The following is a 14,633-nucleotide window of genomic DNA, read 5'->3' as shown; positions in this document are numbered from 1 at the left end:
CCCTACCCCGCCGCCTGCGGTGGACCGGCCACGACGACGGAGGCGTCGTCGCGACGCAGGCCCGCGTCGCGCAGGATCGTCGCCGCGACGAGCAGCGGGTCGTGGCTGGCGACGCCGGGATGGTCGGCGAGGTTCCAGCGGGTGCCCACCCCGTCGCTGTGCAGGACGACAAGCGCGTCACCCGGCAGGGGGTGGCGCGTCTCGGACAGGCCCCGAGCCTGGTGACCCGCGATGCCCGGCCGGCTGAGCAGGCCCGACCGGCGAGCCCCGCTGAGGATCACCCCGGCGACGTTGCCGAGCCCGGCGAACCGCAGGACCTCCGCGGCCGGTTCCAGCACCGCGACCGCGACGGCGGCGCCACGGGTGTGGGAGATCCCCTGATGGATGCGCCGCACGAGCTCGACCGGGCCGCCCGACGGGTCGGCGGCCGCGAGGAAGATCCGCACCGCCTCCCTGGCGGCCCGCGCGGCGAGCTCCCCGTGCCCGAGCCCGTCGCACAGCAGCAGCGCGAGGCCGGCGTCGGTGGCACGCACGGCGTAGGCGTCGCCGCAGACGGTCTCGCCGGTGATCGGGCGGGTCAGGCCGGCGACCCGCGGGGCACCGAGCCCGCCGCTCGGCAACCCGGGCGGCCCGGGCGTGCCGGGGCGCGGCCCGGGCCGGCCCGTCGGACGGAAGGTGACGACCATGGCCGTCCCGCGGCCCGGGGTCGAGTGGATGTCCAGGTCGTCCGAGAGCCGGGCGATCGCCCCGAGCCCGACGCCGAGGGTTCCCGCGGACGTCGCCCCGTCGCGCATCGCCGCCGAGACGTCGGCCATGCCCGGTCCACTGTCGATCGCGACGAACTGCACCGCCGTGGTCAGGTCGGTCCGGTCGCCATCCCAGCGCAGCACCCGCAGGAGCAGGCGGCCGTCGTCGGAGTGGCGGACCAGGTTGGTCATCGTCTCGGTGACGGCGATCCCGAGCTCCGCACCGCGGGTCGCGGGGAAACCCAGCCGGCCGGCCAGCGTGACGGCCGCCCGCCGGGCCGCCCCGGCCGCCGACGGGTCGGTCGCGCCGAACCACGCGACGTCCTCCGCCCGCGGGAACACGCCGGGCGTGGTCAGCGCGACCACTTCACGACCCGCACGGTGGTGCCCACTCCCGGACTGCTGTCGATCGCGAACTCGTCGACGAGGCGTCGGCTGCCCGTCAGCCCGAGTCCGAGACCGGAGCCGCTGGTCCACCCCTCGGTCAGGGCCAGGTCGAGATCGGGGATGCCCGGCCCCGTGTCGATGAACACCGCGCGCACCCCGCGGCGCCGGCCGCTGTCGACAAGGTCGATCATCATCTCACCGCCGCCGCCGTAGACCAGCGTGTTGCGCGCCAGCTCGCTCGCCGCCGTCACCATCTTCGTCTGGTCCACCAGGGACAGCTTGGCAGCGACGGCGAGCGTCCGCACCACCTGGCGGACGCGCACGACGTCGGACTCGGAGACGATCGGATGGCGCTGCGAGTCCGTGCCCGTCAGCTCGCGACCGGGCAGGCTCCCACCGGGGTTACCGGTCACCCGTCCGGCCCCCGTCGCCGCTGCGCGCGGCGCCGGTCGCGGCCGGCTCCCCCCCGCCGAGCCCGGCCCGCGCCGCGGCCTGGCCGGCGAGCGCGCCGGGCTCACCCTCTCCGTCTGCGTCGTCGACCTCGTCCTCGTCGGAGCGGCTCACCCGAACCTCGGCGCCGAGCAGGGCAAGCCCGTGCTCCAGGGTCAACGCGGTGCGCACCCCGGGCATGTACAACCCGAGCTCGACGAGGGTGATCGCGACGGCGGGACGCATGCCGACCACGACGGTCTCGGCGTCGAGCAGCCGCGACAGCGACGCGATCGTCGACAGCATGCGGCCGATGAAGCTGTCGACGATCTCCAGAGCGGAGATGTCGATCAGCACGCCGCGGGCGCCGGTCGCCACGATCCGCTCGGACAGGTCGTCCTGCAGGTCGAGGGCGAGCTGATCGTGCAGATCGACCTGAATCGACACGAGCAGCAGGTTTCCCATCTTCAGGATGGGGATGCGGTCCATCAGCGGATCTCGGCCCCGGCCGCCCGGCGGACGAACCGGAAACCGTCCCGGCGCAGCGCGAGCGCGAGCGCCTCGGCCAGCGTGGCCTTGGTGACGATCTCCCCGAACTCGATGCCGAGGCTCACGACCGTCTGGGCGATCTGCGGACGGATGCCGGAGATGATGCAGTCCGCCCCCATGAGCTGGGCGGCCATCACCGTCTTCAACAGGTGCTGGGCGACCTGGGTGTCGACCGCGCCGACCCCGGTGATGTCGATGATGGCGTGCCGGGAGCCGGTGCTGACGAGCGCCTCCAGCAGGCTCTCCATCACGAGCTGGGTGCGGGCGGAGTCCAGGGTGCCCACCAGCGGCACGGCCAGCACCCCCTCCCACAGCTTGATCACCGGGGTGGACAGCTCCAGCAGCTGGTTGGACTGCTCGACGATGACCTGGTCCCGGGTCCGGACATAGGTCTCGAAGGTGAACAGCCCGAGCTCGTCGACGAACTCGGAAAACCGCACGTAGTCGCGGTAGCCGACGCTGCGCTTCTCCAGGACGGCGGCCGCCGCCTCCTTGAGCGCGAACACGGTGCCGGCCGTCTCCCGCGGGGTGAACCCCTGCCGGGCCCGGCCGCCGGACAGGTCCGCGAGCAGTGCGCGCAGCTCGCCGAACTGCTCGGCGCGCAGGTCGGTGCCGCCGGAGGCCAGGGCGGTGGTCAGCGCGGTGTAGATCTCGCCCAGCTCACGCTGCAGCTCCGGCAACGACAACCGCCCCCGCAGGTCGCCGGCGACCCGCTCCACCCAGCGAGCCAGCACCTCGTCCCGTTCGCGGCTCAGCGACTCGATCCAGCCGTCCCCGACCCCGACCTCCACGTACACATCCTCTCGGCCCGTCAGCCATGCCGGCCAGGCACGACCATACAGAGTCCCCCGACCGACCCGCTCCGCCCGATTCTGACCTCCGCGCCCGCGTCCGCAACCGCCGTTGCGGGCATCTCGAGGGGCGTGCCGGTCACCGATCCGAGCGTCGGGCCCGTGACATTGTGCCGGACTTCGGTCTGCGCAGGACGGACCAATGGGTACGAAACGGTCATTCTCCGCCGAGCGGGCGGGACTACCGCCCCAGATCGCGAACGGTGGGTACCTGGGTCGGGTCGATCCCGAGCGCCAGCGCCGCGTACACGGCGGTGAAGTCGAACAGGCCGATCAGGGAGGCGAGCCGCTCCAGGGGGCCGGCTCCCTCGGCCCGCAGCTCGGTGACGCCGACCCCGCGCTCGGCGGCGACGGCGACGGCGGACTCCGCCTGGCGGCCGACCTCGGGCCGTTCCACGTCGGGATCACGCAGCAGGATCAGTCGCAGCCGGATCGACTCCTCCTCGTCGGAGATCCGATCACGGAAGAAGTCCTCCAGGTCGTCGCGCGCACCTGTTCCACCCGCGGTCGAACCGGCGGTCAGGCCTGCGCCGAACGGGCCGTCGAACAGAGCCACCTGATGATGGCCTGGATGCGGCAGCGCCCCGACGATGGCCGGGTACTTCGCGATCGCCGCCAGCTGGGCCGCGACATGCTCGGCCGCGACCGAGGTCACCGCCGAGGTGCCCCAGACGAGCGGCAGGGAGCCGGCCAGCTCCAGAGCCAGGGTCTTCGCCGGGTTGACGAAGGACTCGCTCGACGACCGGCAGCGGGTCGCCACCTCCTCCAGCCGGGCGGCGGCCGCCTCGACGGCGTCGGCACCGAGCCGGATGACGCCCAGCTCCCGAACGGCGACGAGCAGCGGCACCGCCAGCGACCAGAGCATGGCCCGGCCCGGCCGCTGCCCGACGAGCGGAACGAACGGCGCTCCGGCGCGGGCGGCGAGGTGAGCCAGCGGGGTGTCCGGCGGCGCGACGACGCCGATGCGCGCGCCGCGCCGGTCGGCCTCCTCCACCACGGAACAGGTCTCCGCCGAGGTGCCGGAGGCGGACACGGCGAGGACGACGTCGGACACGCCGACCCACCCCGGCAGGCCGTGGGCGTGATGGCCGATGATCGGGACGGGACTCGCCGGCCCGGCGACGGCGGCCAGGACGCCGGCGGCCAGCGACGAGCCGCCGACCCCGGCGACGAGGACCGCACGCGGCCGCCCGTCGGCGCCGAGGCGCGCCACCCCCGCCTCCTCGGCGAGGACGACGCTCTGGCGCACCTGCAGAGCCGCCGAGGCGACGTGCGGCAGGAGGGCCGCGGCGCTGCCGGAGTCGATCCTGGCCGTGTCGTCGAGGATTGCCTCGTCGAGGTACACGCCGACGCCGCGGGGGTCAGCTCGATGCCGACGCGGCCTGGCCGGAGAACGGCACGGCCTCGTCGAGCAGCATCACGGGAATGTCGTCACGGACCGGGAAGGCCAGGTCGCAGGCGAGGCAGACCAGCACGGGCGCGCCGTCCAGCTCGTCCTGGCGCAGCTCACCGTGCTTGCTGCACGGGCAGGCAAGGATCTCCAGCAGCAGCGGGTCGAGACTCATCAGGATTCCCTTCCGCCCCGGACGCGCGCGAGGACCTCGTCGCGCAGCCGGCGCATCGCGGCCTCGTCGGGGCCCTCGACGTTGAGCCGCAGCAGCGGCTCGGTGTTGGACGGGCGCAGGTTGAACCAGGACCCGTCCGCGAACGAGATGGTCAGGCCGTCGAGATGGTCGACATCGGCAGCGTGCGGGGCGTAGGCCTTCTCCACCGCCTGCATCGCGGCGACGACATCCGCCACCTCGGAGTTGATCTCACCGGAGGCGCTGTAGCGGCCGTAGCCGGCGAGCAGGTCGGACAGCGGCCGCGGCTGGCCGCCGAGCGCGGCGAGCACGTGCAGCGCGGCGAGCATGCCGGAGTCCGCCCGCCAGAAGTCCCGGAAGTAGAAGTGGCCGGAGTGCTCGCCGCCGAAGATCGCGCCCGTCCGGGCCATCTCGGCCTTGATGAACGAGTGGCCGACGCGGGTGCGGACCGGGATGCCGCCACGCTCGGTGACGAGCTCCGGCACCCCCTTGCTGACGATGACGTTGTGGATGATCGTCCCGCCCGGCTCGCGGGCGAGCTCACGGTCCGCCACCAGCGCCGTGATGACGGACGGAGAGACGATCTCCCCGCGCTCGTCGACGACGAAGCAGCGGTCGGCGTCGCCGTCGAAGGCGAGCCCGATGTCGGCCCCGGCGGCGCGGACCGCGGCCTGCAGGTCGCGCAGGTTCGCCGGCTCGATCGGGTTGGCCTCGTGGTTCGGGAAGGAGCCGTCCAGCTCGAAGTAGAGCGGGACCACCGTCAGCGGCAGGCCGGCGAGGGTCGCCGGGACGGTCAGCCCGCCCATGCCGTTGCCGGCGTCGACCGCGACGGTGAGCGGCCGGATGCCGGACAGGTCGACCAGCGTGTGCAGGTGGCGCACGTAGTCCGCGAGGAGATCACTCGAGGTGACCGTGCCGACGCGACCGGGGCCGGCGGGCACGCCCTGCTCGACCATCGCCCGGATCTCCGCGAGCCCGGTCTCCTGGCCGATCGGCGCCGCGCCCGCCCGGCACAGCTTGATGCCGTTGTACTTCGCCGGGTTGTGCGAGGCGGTGAACATCGCGCCGGGGATGTCAAGCGAGCCGGCGGCGAAGTAGAGCAGGTCCGTCGAGCCGAGGCCGGCGAGGACCACATCGGCGCCCTGACTCGCCGCACCCTCGGCGAAGGCCGCGGCGAGCGGGATGGACGACTCGCGCATGTCGTGCGCGGTGACAATCCGCTCCGCGTCGAGCAGCCGGACGAACGCGGCGCCGGTCAGCCGGGCAATCTCGGCGTCGAACTCTGCCGGCACGACGCCCCGGACGTCGTACGCCTTGAAGATCCGCGACAGGTCGCGCATCCGGTCCCCACCCTTCTCCCTGGTGTCCCCCGCACCGGGTGAACGGTCCCCCGGGCCTGCACGGCGCCAGTGCGACCGTGCATGGTCGACCCTATCCGCAGGGTCCGACAGACCCGGGACCGCGTCCGGGGAAGCCCACGCGGGACACACCGCGCCGGCCTCGCACCTGCGGGACCGGCTCCCGCGGCCGCGCGGCCCCGGTGGACCGTGGGAGCGGCGGGCGGCCAGACCCGCCACCGGCCCCGAGTCTCGGGTCGTGCGGAGGCTACCGGCGCCGGTCGCCTCAGGACGGGCTGGGTACCGCCCGCAGGTGACCGCGCCGACCGCCCGGAGGCGCCTGCGGCCCACCCTGGGGACCCTGGGGGCCCTGGGGCGGCTCCGGACCACGCCGGGGGGCCTCGGGACCACGCCGGGAGGCCTCGCGCACGGCGTCAGCCAGCGCCTCCAGGTCATCCCCGGCCACCTCACGGCCACCCTCACGCGACGCTTCGGCCTCGAGCCGGACGACCGCCCAGCCGAGCGGCACGGTGAGCCGGTCGGCGTGCGGGCCGCACAGGTCGTACGAGTGCGGCTCGACGTACGGGGACAGCGGGCCCAGTACGGCTGTCGACTCGGCGTAGGCATACGTGAGCGTGGCGACCGCGGCTGCGGAACAGGCCGAGCGGGAGCAGCGCCGAGGCTTCACGTTCCGGACGGTAGCCCCCGGAACGGGCGACGGCCACCACCTATCGTCGTGTCGCGTGGCGCGAGGCTGAATCGTCACGCGTTGTCGACCATATCGTTGCGCCGCGCGTTCAAACTGGTGCGCGGCAACGGCATCCGGCACGGCATCGAGATCATCAAGATCGTGGAACCTCCTCGGGCTGGGAGGGGGATTCGGGGTCAGTCGCCGGATGGCGGGGTTGGTTGGCGCGGCGGCCGGATCGCGACGGCCGCCGGGACCGACACCCGGCAACGGCGGGCACGCCGCACCCCGGATGGTGCCGGAGTGGACACGCGCCCGTCGATCGCCGGCCGAGGCCCCTGCCACGAACGCTACGCTCACGGGGTGACCGAGCTCGAGCGGTTCCCGGCGGCGGCCCGGCCGATTCCCCCCCGTCGGCGCCGCGATCGGCGGGGCCGGGGCATCCGCGGGGCGCTGCTGCCACCCGACGTCCCGGCCTACGCCACCCGCGGGGATCGCTTCGACGACTTCGTGCTGGATGCCGTCGAGCATCTCGACCACCGGTGGTCGGCGGAGCTGTCCGACGTCGAGTTCGCCGTCGAGGACGTGCCGCCGGTGGCGGTGACCGACGAGGAGATCCCGCTCGCCCGATTCCAGCCGGCTACCGGAAAGGGCCGCTCGAGCACCCCCCGCCGCATCGTGGTATATCGCCGGCCCATAGAGGCCAGAGCGGTGGACAGCGAGGACCTGGCCGAACTCGTGCTGGACGCGATCATCCACGAGGTGGCCGAGATGATGGGCGTCGATCCGGCCGTGATCGACCCGGAAGGTCACGGCTGGGGCGAGGAGGAGTAGCCCGGCCGCCCACCGCCCACACCGTGGCGGCGGCCACCGCCCGCCCCCGGAGAGCACGCCCGTCCGAGGAGACCGTGACCAGCAATCCCGCACCCACGCCACCCGCCGGCACGCCGTCCCCGCCCGCCGGCGAACTGCCCGTCGCGGGCCCACAGGTGCCGGCGGGGTCCCCCCGTCTGCTCGCGCTGCACGGGGCCGAGCAGCCCTACGCGTGGGGCTCGGCGACCGCCATCCCCGAGCTGCTCGGCACCCCCGCCGCCGGCGGCCCGGTCGCGGAGCTGTGGCTCGGGACCCATCCCGTGGCGCCGGCGCTCGCCGAGACGGACGGCGCCCGCCGCCCGGCCGCCGACCTCGTCGGCCCGCTGCCGTTCCTGCTCAAGGTGCTGGCGGCGGACAAGGCCCTGTCTCTGCAGGTGCATCCAGACCTGGCGCAGGCCGCCGCCGGCTTCGACGTGGACGACGCCGCCGGCCTCGCCGTCGACGACTCCCGCCGGCGCTACCGCGACCGCAACCACAAGCCCGAGCTCATCGTCGCCCTCTCGCCGTTCCGGGCGCTCGCGGGCGTCCGGGACCCGGCGCGCACCCTGGCGGTCGCGCGGGCCCTGGAGGTGCCGGCCCTCCTGGGCGCCTTCCGCCCCCTGGTCGACGATCCCGCCGCCGGGGCGGCCACAGTGCTGCGGACTCTGCTGACCATGCCCCCCGGCCCCGCCGGGGAGCTGGTGGGCGCTCTCGTCGCGGCGGCGGACCAGCTGCGCCGCGCGCGCGGCCGGGGACCGACCGGCGCCGAGGCTGCCGACGCCGATGCGGGCGGGGGCGGCGGCGACAGCGGCGGTGGATCGACTCGCCAGGACCCGGTGGACGGCGGCGGTAGCGACGTCGCGCGGGCGGTGGACCTGATCGGGCGGCTCGCGGCGGCGCATCCGGGTGACGTGGGCATCGCGGCGGCGCTGCTGCTCAACGACGTGACGCTGCGGCCCGGAGAGGGCCTGTTCCAGCCAGCGCGGATGCTGCACGCCTACGTCGCCGGGCTCGGCATCGAAATCATGGCCACCTCGGACAACGTGCTGCGCGGCGGCCTGACGCCCAAGCACATCGACGTGGACGAGCTACTGCGGATCTTCGATCCCACGCCGAGCGACGCACCGGTCCGCAGCCCCCGCACCGTCACGGACTCCCCCGGCGGCCTGCTGCGCGGCTGGGACGTCCCCGTCGCCGACTTCGCCCTCACCGAGGCCGTCTGCACCGGTGGCAGCGTGCCGGTGGGACGCCCGACCGTGCTGCTCGCGGTCGAGGGACGGGTCGAGGTCACCGCTTTGGCCGACGACGGGACCGCCGTCGCCCCGCTGCAGCTGCGCCGCGGCGGATCGGCGCTGGTGGCGGGCCGGGCAGCAGTCACCCTGACGGGAACCGGCCGGGTCTTCCTCGCCGCACCGGGCGCCAGCCCCGCCTGACCGCCTGACCCGCCTGACCCGTATCCGGGGGATCGGGGCTGGTCGGCGGCTTACGCTCGCCCGGGGTCGGCGGCCCACCGGTTGGCGAATCCCGTTCAGCGGTACGGCACCGCGGGATCCGGCAGCACCGGCGGGGCATCGAGCCGGCGCGGCACTCCCCCCAGCGGGACGACCGCGGACAGGATCTTCGGCAGCACCAACGGGGACGCCGCCGGACCCCCGGCGGGACCCGTGGGGGTGGCACCGGCGGGCGGCGGGTTCCACGGCGGCGCGGCGGGCGGGACCGACGGCTGCTCGGCGTCGAACCCGGACGGGACCGGTGCCTGCGCGGCGCCCACGATCGCCGTCGCGACCAGCGGCCCGCCGATCGCGACGAGGCGCCCCCCGGCCCGGCCCGACGGTCCGCGGACCATCGCCACCGTGCCGGCCCGCAGCCGCACGGGATCACCGTCGAGCCAGACCGTCACGGGTCCCGCCGGCGCGGCGAGCACGACGGCCCCGGCGGCGCCCGCCGGTGGTGCCGGCACGCCGACCGCCGCGTCGGGCGCGGTGCCGGCCCCGGCGGTGGGGCCGACCGGGTCGGACAGCCCGATGCCCTGACCGAACGCGTCCAGGCCGCGGCGCCCCGACCTGACGTCGAGCCGGACGGCGCCTGCCCAGGTCGACACTCCCGGCCAGCCCGAGGCCACTCCCAGTTCGGCGACCACCGCGGCGGCGCCGGCGGTCGACTCGACGAGGACCGCCGACGCCCCACCCGGCGGCAGCGCCACCGGCAGGCTGATCGCGCCGGTGGCCGGCACGCGCACCGCCTCCAGACCGACCGGGATGTGCTGACCGGACCCGGTCAACACGGTGACGCGCACGGTGGCCGCCCGTCCCGGCGCGGCGAGCACCAGGCGCGCCGCCGGGCCTGGCGGTCCCGGCGGGACGAAAACCCCACCGAGCAGCAGCCGGCGGGCCGGCGGGGCGGTCACCGGCACCAGCCGGGGCGCGGTGAAGGGGCCGCCGAGGCTCGACCGGTCCACCATCCAGGCGAGCACCCGGCCGGCCCGCACCTCGACGTCGAGCGCCGTCACGGCGGCCTCCGGGGCAAGCGCGGCGAGCCGGCGGGTCACCACCCCCCCGGGCGGCACGGAGATGTCCTGCGGTGGTCCGGTCGTGCCATCGGTGAACACCCTGACGCCGACCTGGGCAGGTTGGTCGGCCAGATTCGACAGGATCACGATCGGGTCCCGGCCGGCGGTGGTCGACGGCCCGGCGAACCAGCTACGGGCCCGCGGCGGGAGGCAGCGCGCCCGCGCCGGGCCCGCGCCGTCGCCGGCTACCGTCACGATCGCGGACAACCCGGCCGCCGAGGCACCCTGCGCGGACACGAGCACCGAGCCGCGGTCGCCCCTCGCCGTGGGGGGCGGCAGGGTCAGCGCCGCGTCACCGAGGCGGGTGCGCAGCTCGGCGACCCGACTGGCGACCCGTACCCGGCCGTCGGCCGTCCCCGCGGTGCGCACGGCGAGGTCGAGGGGGCCGGCCAGCACGGGATCACGGGCGCCCGGCGGGGTCGTCGTCAGCTCCGGGCAGGCCAGCAGCGCCGCCGACACGGGCCAGCTCTTGGCCGGCGCGGGACTGGCGCCGTCGTCGGCGAGGAAGGCTCCGCCGATGCCGACGACGGCGACCGACGCGAGCACCCGCGCGGCGGCCCGGCGCCGCAGCGGCGAGCTGGTCAGCCCGGACCGTCTGGCTGCGGTCGTCACGGCACCTCCCCCACCGATCCCGATCCACCCGCTGGGCCGCCCGCCGACCCGGCCGCGGGCCGTCGCTGGGGGCCGATCTCACGCCCGGAGGGGCCATCGGCGGGTGGAGCCTGGGTGTCGAGCGGGGGGCGGCGTGGCCGGCGTGCGGCCGGCACGCCCAGCAGGGCCGGGATGCCCAGCAGCAGCAGTGCGCCCAGCGCCACCGCCTGCCCGAGCGCCAGCTCGGGTCCGGGGCCGTCGTCACGGTGAAGACGAATCGTGCCGCCCTCGGCCGGCAGCCGGAAGCCGGTCGCCCAGCCCCAGGCGGCGAACGGCCGCAGCGGCCGGCCGTTCAGCCACGCGCGCCACCCGGTCCCGGCCGGTACCGCGAGGACCAGGTCCCGTCGCGGGGCCCGGGTGGCGCCGGGCAGGGCCGCGACGTGCCCGTCGGGCGGCAGCCGGCGAGCGCTGGTCGGTGCTGCGGGCAGGGGTTCGATCGCCAGCGGTGTGAGCGCCAGCGGTATCGCCGTCCCCGGCGGCGTGAGGCCTCGGGCGGAGCCGGGACGGCGGGCAACCGCCGCGTCGGCAGGCGCGTCGGCAGACACGGAGTCGGGCGAGGCGTCATTGCGCCGAGAGGGACCCGAGGGACCGGGATCGCGAGGTGCCGTCCCCGCTTGCAGGTCCGAGTCCATGACGTAGGCCGGCGGGCCGGTGGCGGCGGCCGGACGGGACGGCGGTGCCGGCCCTGCCTGGTTGGGGACCACGGGGCGCCAGAGCAGCACACCCGGTCGGGCTCGGTCCCGCATCAGCGACGGGGTCGCGTCGAGGCGGGTGACGAGATCCGCCGGCGCGTCCGCGGCGGGGACGGCGACCGCGGTGACGCCGAGCAACGGCAACCACCCGGCCGCCTGGTCGCCGCCGACCGCGAGATCGGTGACGACGTCACCGAGGAAGGTGGCGGCCCGCCGGGCCGGGCGGGCCTGGCCGGCCGGGAAACGGGGCCCGCCGGCAGCGGCGAGGGTGTACCGGATCAGGCCGGACCGGTCGGACCGGTACAGCACGAGGAGGCGGGAACCGGCGGGCGCTGTGCGGGTCTCGGCCTTGACCGCCCGCGCCACCGCCGACGCGCCGGTGCCCGACCAGGGGGCTGCGGTGCCGCTGACACCCGCGATCGCTCCCCCGGCATCACCGGGGTCCCCGACCTGGTCCAGGGAGTCGGCCCGGCCCGCAGGGACGCCCCCGTCGGCGTGAATGGCCCCGTTCGCCGAGGTGGCCCGGTCCGCGGAGGTGGCCGGGTCCGCGGAGGTGGCGGAGTCCCGGTTCCATGCGGTCGGGTTGGCGTGCCATCCCTGGCCGGCAAGGAGATGACCGGCGGTGAGCGCGGCGGCACCGGCGAGGACCAGCGCCGTCGCCGGAAGTGCGACGATCCGGGCCAGCCGGCCAGGGCGAGGTGCCGCCGCGGATCCGGTGGCCCCCGGGTCGCTGCGCGTGCCGCGGACCGGGCGGCACGCGCCCGCCGCCGCGATCAGTGCCCCGGCGAGGACGAGGCCGTACTGCGGGCCGACCCACCAGCCCTCGCCGCCGGCGACGCGCTGGTCGGCATCGCCGGCCAGACGCGGAGTGAGCAGCACGGCGAGCAGGCCCAGCGCTGCCAGCGACCAGCCGACCCGGCCGACACGCCCCGTCCTGGCCCCGCCGGACCATCGGCCCAGCAGCCAGCAGGCCAGGCAACCGGCCAGGCATCCCACGACGGCGGCCTTCGGGCGCTCCCCCGCGCCCGCCACCAGCGCCACGGCGGCCTGCGGGAACCGGGCGAGCGACACCGCCGGCTCGGCCCGGATCCCCGCGCCCCCCGCGTGCAGCGCCGGGATCAACGCAATGATCGTCGCCGGGAGGGCGGCGGCGACGTCGAGCAGCCGCCGTCGGGCGGTGAGCAGCGCCGCGGTCGGCAGGGCGATCCACACCAGCGGCGCCATCGACGGCGCGCAGGCGACGAATCCGACCAGGCAGACGGCCAGTATCCAGATCGCCCGCGGGCGCCCGCCCGCCGGCCGCGCATGGCCACGCAGTGCCGAGTCGGTGGCGGCGAGCACGGCCGGAAGCAGGATCAGAGCGGCGACGGTGTCGCCGCGGCCGGCGGCGACCGCGCCGGTCATCGCCGGGCTCACTCCGTAGGCGGCGGCGAGTCCGAAGCGGGCGGCCGGGCGAGGACCGAGCCGGGCAAGCGCCCGGTGGGCCGTCAGGCCGGCAAGCGCCGGCCCGGCGGCGAGCAGGAGCCAGCCCGCCGCCCCCGGCCGGCCGCCGAGCAGGCTCGCGACGGCCGCGAGCAGCGCGGTCCAGGGCGGGGGCGGCCCCGCGGGGTCGAGTGGGGCGCCGGCGGTGGCGACCCGGCCGGACCAGACCGCCGTCCACAGGTCGTGGGCCCCGGCGGGCAGCGGCAGGCCCGCGCCGAGCACGTCGGCCGGCATCCCGCGCAGCGCGACCAGGCCGACGACGCCGAGCACGACCGCGAGCAGGACCGCCGCCCGGGTCGATCGCCGGCCGGACGGGGCAGCCGCCGAAACGTCGTCCACGGCGCAGCCGCGGCGGTGCGCCCCGACTCTGCCGGCCCCGCTGCCCGCAACCACCCGCGCCTCGGCCCGGCGGCGCAGCCGGGCGGGGAACAGGGAGCGGATGGCGTGGTGCGACACGGCGCGGGTACGCGCGGCGCGCCGACGCATCCGCGCCAGCAGGCGCGGCTGGCCCAGCACGGCGAGGGGCAGCGCGAGCTCGGTGGCCGCCGCCCGCAGGTGCCCGCGCGCAAGCAGGCCCAGCATCCGCGGGAGCGCCCCGACCAGGATGGCTGCGGCGGACCCCGGCAGCAGCGGCCGCGCCGTGTTCGCCAGGCGGACCCGAAGCGCGCCGGCGCGGTCCGCCGGCACCCAGCCCCTCCTGTCCCGCGGGCCCCGCGCCGAACGACTCCCCGGCCCGGCCGCCTCCGCCGCCGCCTCCGCCTGCGCAGGGACGGTGACCTCGGGGGGGAAGGGGGCACCGGCGGGGACGGGAGCGTCGGCGGGGACGGTCATCGTCGCCGTGGGCACGACGACGACCCGCAACCCGGCCCGGGCGGCCCGCCAGCCGAGGTCGATGTCGTGGGCGCCGTCGAGCTCGGGGTCGAAGCCGTCGAGCAGCCGCCAGGCGCCCGCCCGGACGAGCATGCCGGAGCAGGCCACGGTGAGCACGTCGCGCACCCCGTCGCGCTGGCCCCGGTCGATCTCACCCGGCCGCACACCGGTGTACCGGCGGCCCGCGCGGTCGACGCTCACCCCCGCCTCGAGCAGGAGCGGCGGCGACGGCGCGCCGGACGCCGGCGGCGACCCGGACGCCGGCGGCCTCGGGAGGACGGCACGGAGTTTGGGACCGAACACGGCGGCGCCGGGATCGAGCCGCGCGCAGGCCAGCAGGGTGCGCAGGGCGTCGGGGGCGGGCAGGGCGCCGTCGTCGAGCAGCCAGACGTAGCCGTCCCGCGGCGGCCCGCCGAGGTGTGCCAGGCCCGCGGCCACCGCCACGCCGAAGCGGGTGCCGGCGGCCAGGTGGACTACCGAGGACCCCCCTGGGCCGGGTTCCGCCGATCCGTCGACCACCCCGGCCGTCGACGGCGTGCCGGTCCCGTCACCCGAGAGGCGTGCGGGAACCGCAACCGTCTCGGCCGGGGGTGCGTCGCGCGGCCGGGGGAGGTGGACGGCGGGCCTCGGGGAGGCGTCGGCCGGACGGGCGGCGTCGACCGAAGGCGCAGTCGTGAGCGGGGGGATGGCCGGGGCCGAGGGGGCCGAGGGGGCCGAGGCGGCAGTGGCGGCCGATGGGGCAACCGCGGCACCGCCGCCGATGCGGACCTCGACGACCTGCAGGTCGAGGACCTGATCGGGCGGCGGCGCCTGCGCCGACACCGCCGCCCGCAGGGCCTGCACGGCACCCGGCCGCCGGCCCTGCACGCAGACCACCACGACCCGCGACGTCACCGCCGACGGGCGTGGCCCGGGCAGAACCGCGAGGGCGCGCGGCGCGGCCGGGC

General features: G+C 76.5%; 12 protein-coding genes. 2 read left to right on the top strand and 10 right to left on the bottom strand.

Features of this window, described 5'->3' with window-relative positions:
- Positions 1-2: 2 nt before the first annotated feature.
- From FRAAL_RS05590 to FRAAL_RS05555, 8 genes are all read right to left on the bottom strand, one after another.
- Positions 3-1,112, bottom strand: a complete 1,110-nt coding sequence (locus tag FRAAL_RS05590) for an ATP-binding protein (RefSeq protein ID WP_157891993.1) — start codon at positions 1,110-1,112, stop codon at positions 3-5.
- Positions 1,100-1,546, bottom strand: coding sequence for an ATP-binding protein (locus tag FRAAL_RS05585; RefSeq protein WP_011602477.1), 447 nt, complete (start codon positions 1,544-1,546; stop codon positions 1,100-1,102). The genes FRAAL_RS05590 and FRAAL_RS05585 overlap by 13 nt, the downstream gene beginning before the upstream one ends.
- Complete coding sequence (locus FRAAL_RS34630) at positions 1,536-2,051, bottom strand: STAS domain-containing protein (RefSeq protein ID WP_050997016.1); 516 nt, start codon at positions 2,049-2,051, stop codon at positions 1,536-1,538. The genes FRAAL_RS05585 and FRAAL_RS34630 overlap by 11 nt, the downstream gene beginning before the upstream one ends.
- Positions 2,051-2,902, bottom strand: a complete 852-nt coding sequence (locus FRAAL_RS05575) for an STAS domain-containing protein (protein ID WP_050997325.1) — start codon at positions 2,900-2,902, stop codon at positions 2,051-2,053. Before FRAAL_RS05575 ends, FRAAL_RS34630 begins: the two co-directional genes overlap by 1 nt.
- A 241-nt stretch (positions 2,903-3,143) precedes the next feature.
- On the bottom strand, positions 3,144-4,307 hold the full coding sequence (locus tag FRAAL_RS05570; protein WP_011602473.1) for an SIS domain-containing protein: 1,164 nt from the start codon (positions 4,305-4,307) through the stop codon (positions 3,144-3,146).
- Between the two features lie 16 nt (positions 4,308-4,323).
- A complete protein-coding gene (locus FRAAL_RS05565; RefSeq protein WP_011602472.1) occupies positions 4,324-4,527 on the bottom strand; it encodes a Trm112 family protein in 204 nt (67 codons plus the stop codon).
- A complete protein-coding gene (locus tag FRAAL_RS05560; protein ID WP_011602471.1) occupies positions 4,527-5,885 on the bottom strand; it encodes a phosphomannomutase/phosphoglucomutase in 1,359 nt (452 codons plus the stop codon). Before FRAAL_RS05560 ends, FRAAL_RS05565 begins: the two co-directional genes overlap by 1 nt.
- Before the next feature lie 283 nt (positions 5,886-6,168).
- Positions 6,169-6,570, bottom strand: a complete 402-nt coding sequence (locus FRAAL_RS05555) for a DUF3499 domain-containing protein (protein WP_011602470.1) — start codon at positions 6,568-6,570, stop codon at positions 6,169-6,171.
- Between the two features lie 363 nt (positions 6,571-6,933).
- Between FRAAL_RS05555 and FRAAL_RS05550 the strand changes: the two genes are divergently transcribed.
- Together FRAAL_RS05550 and FRAAL_RS05545 are read left to right on the top strand one after the other, a co-directional pair.
- Positions 6,934-7,404: a metallopeptidase family protein gene (locus FRAAL_RS05550; RefSeq protein WP_231861520.1), complete on the top strand. Its 471-nt coding sequence runs from the start codon at positions 6,934-6,936 to the stop codon at positions 7,402-7,404.
- Between the two features lie 74 nt (positions 7,405-7,478).
- Positions 7,479-8,855, top strand: coding sequence for a type I phosphomannose isomerase catalytic subunit (locus FRAAL_RS05545; RefSeq protein WP_083866713.1), 1,377 nt, complete (start codon positions 7,479-7,481; stop codon positions 8,853-8,855).
- A 95-nt stretch (positions 8,856-8,950) separates the two neighbouring features.
- On the opposite strand, the gene FRAAL_RS05540 is transcribed toward FRAAL_RS05545, so the two are convergent.
- Both FRAAL_RS05540 and FRAAL_RS05535 read right to left on the bottom strand, forming a co-directional pair.
- Positions 8,951-10,603: a DUF5719 family protein gene (locus FRAAL_RS05540; RefSeq protein ID WP_011602467.1), complete on the bottom strand. Its 1,653-nt coding sequence runs from the start codon at positions 10,601-10,603 to the stop codon at positions 8,951-8,953.
- Positions 10,600-14,580: a glycosyltransferase gene (locus FRAAL_RS05535; RefSeq protein ID WP_231861519.1), complete on the bottom strand. Its 3,981-nt coding sequence runs from the start codon at positions 14,578-14,580 to the stop codon at positions 10,600-10,602. Before FRAAL_RS05535 ends, FRAAL_RS05540 begins: the two co-directional genes overlap by 4 nt.
- Positions 14,581-14,633 lie beyond the last annotated feature (53 nt).

This window comes from Frankia alni ACN14a (genome assembly GCF_000058485.1).
Lineage (GTDB): Bacteria > Actinomycetota > Actinomycetes > Frankiales > Frankiaceae > Frankia > Frankia alni.
Note: the sequence above shows the minus strand (reverse complement) of the source record. Positions and strands in the feature narration are given on the sequence as shown.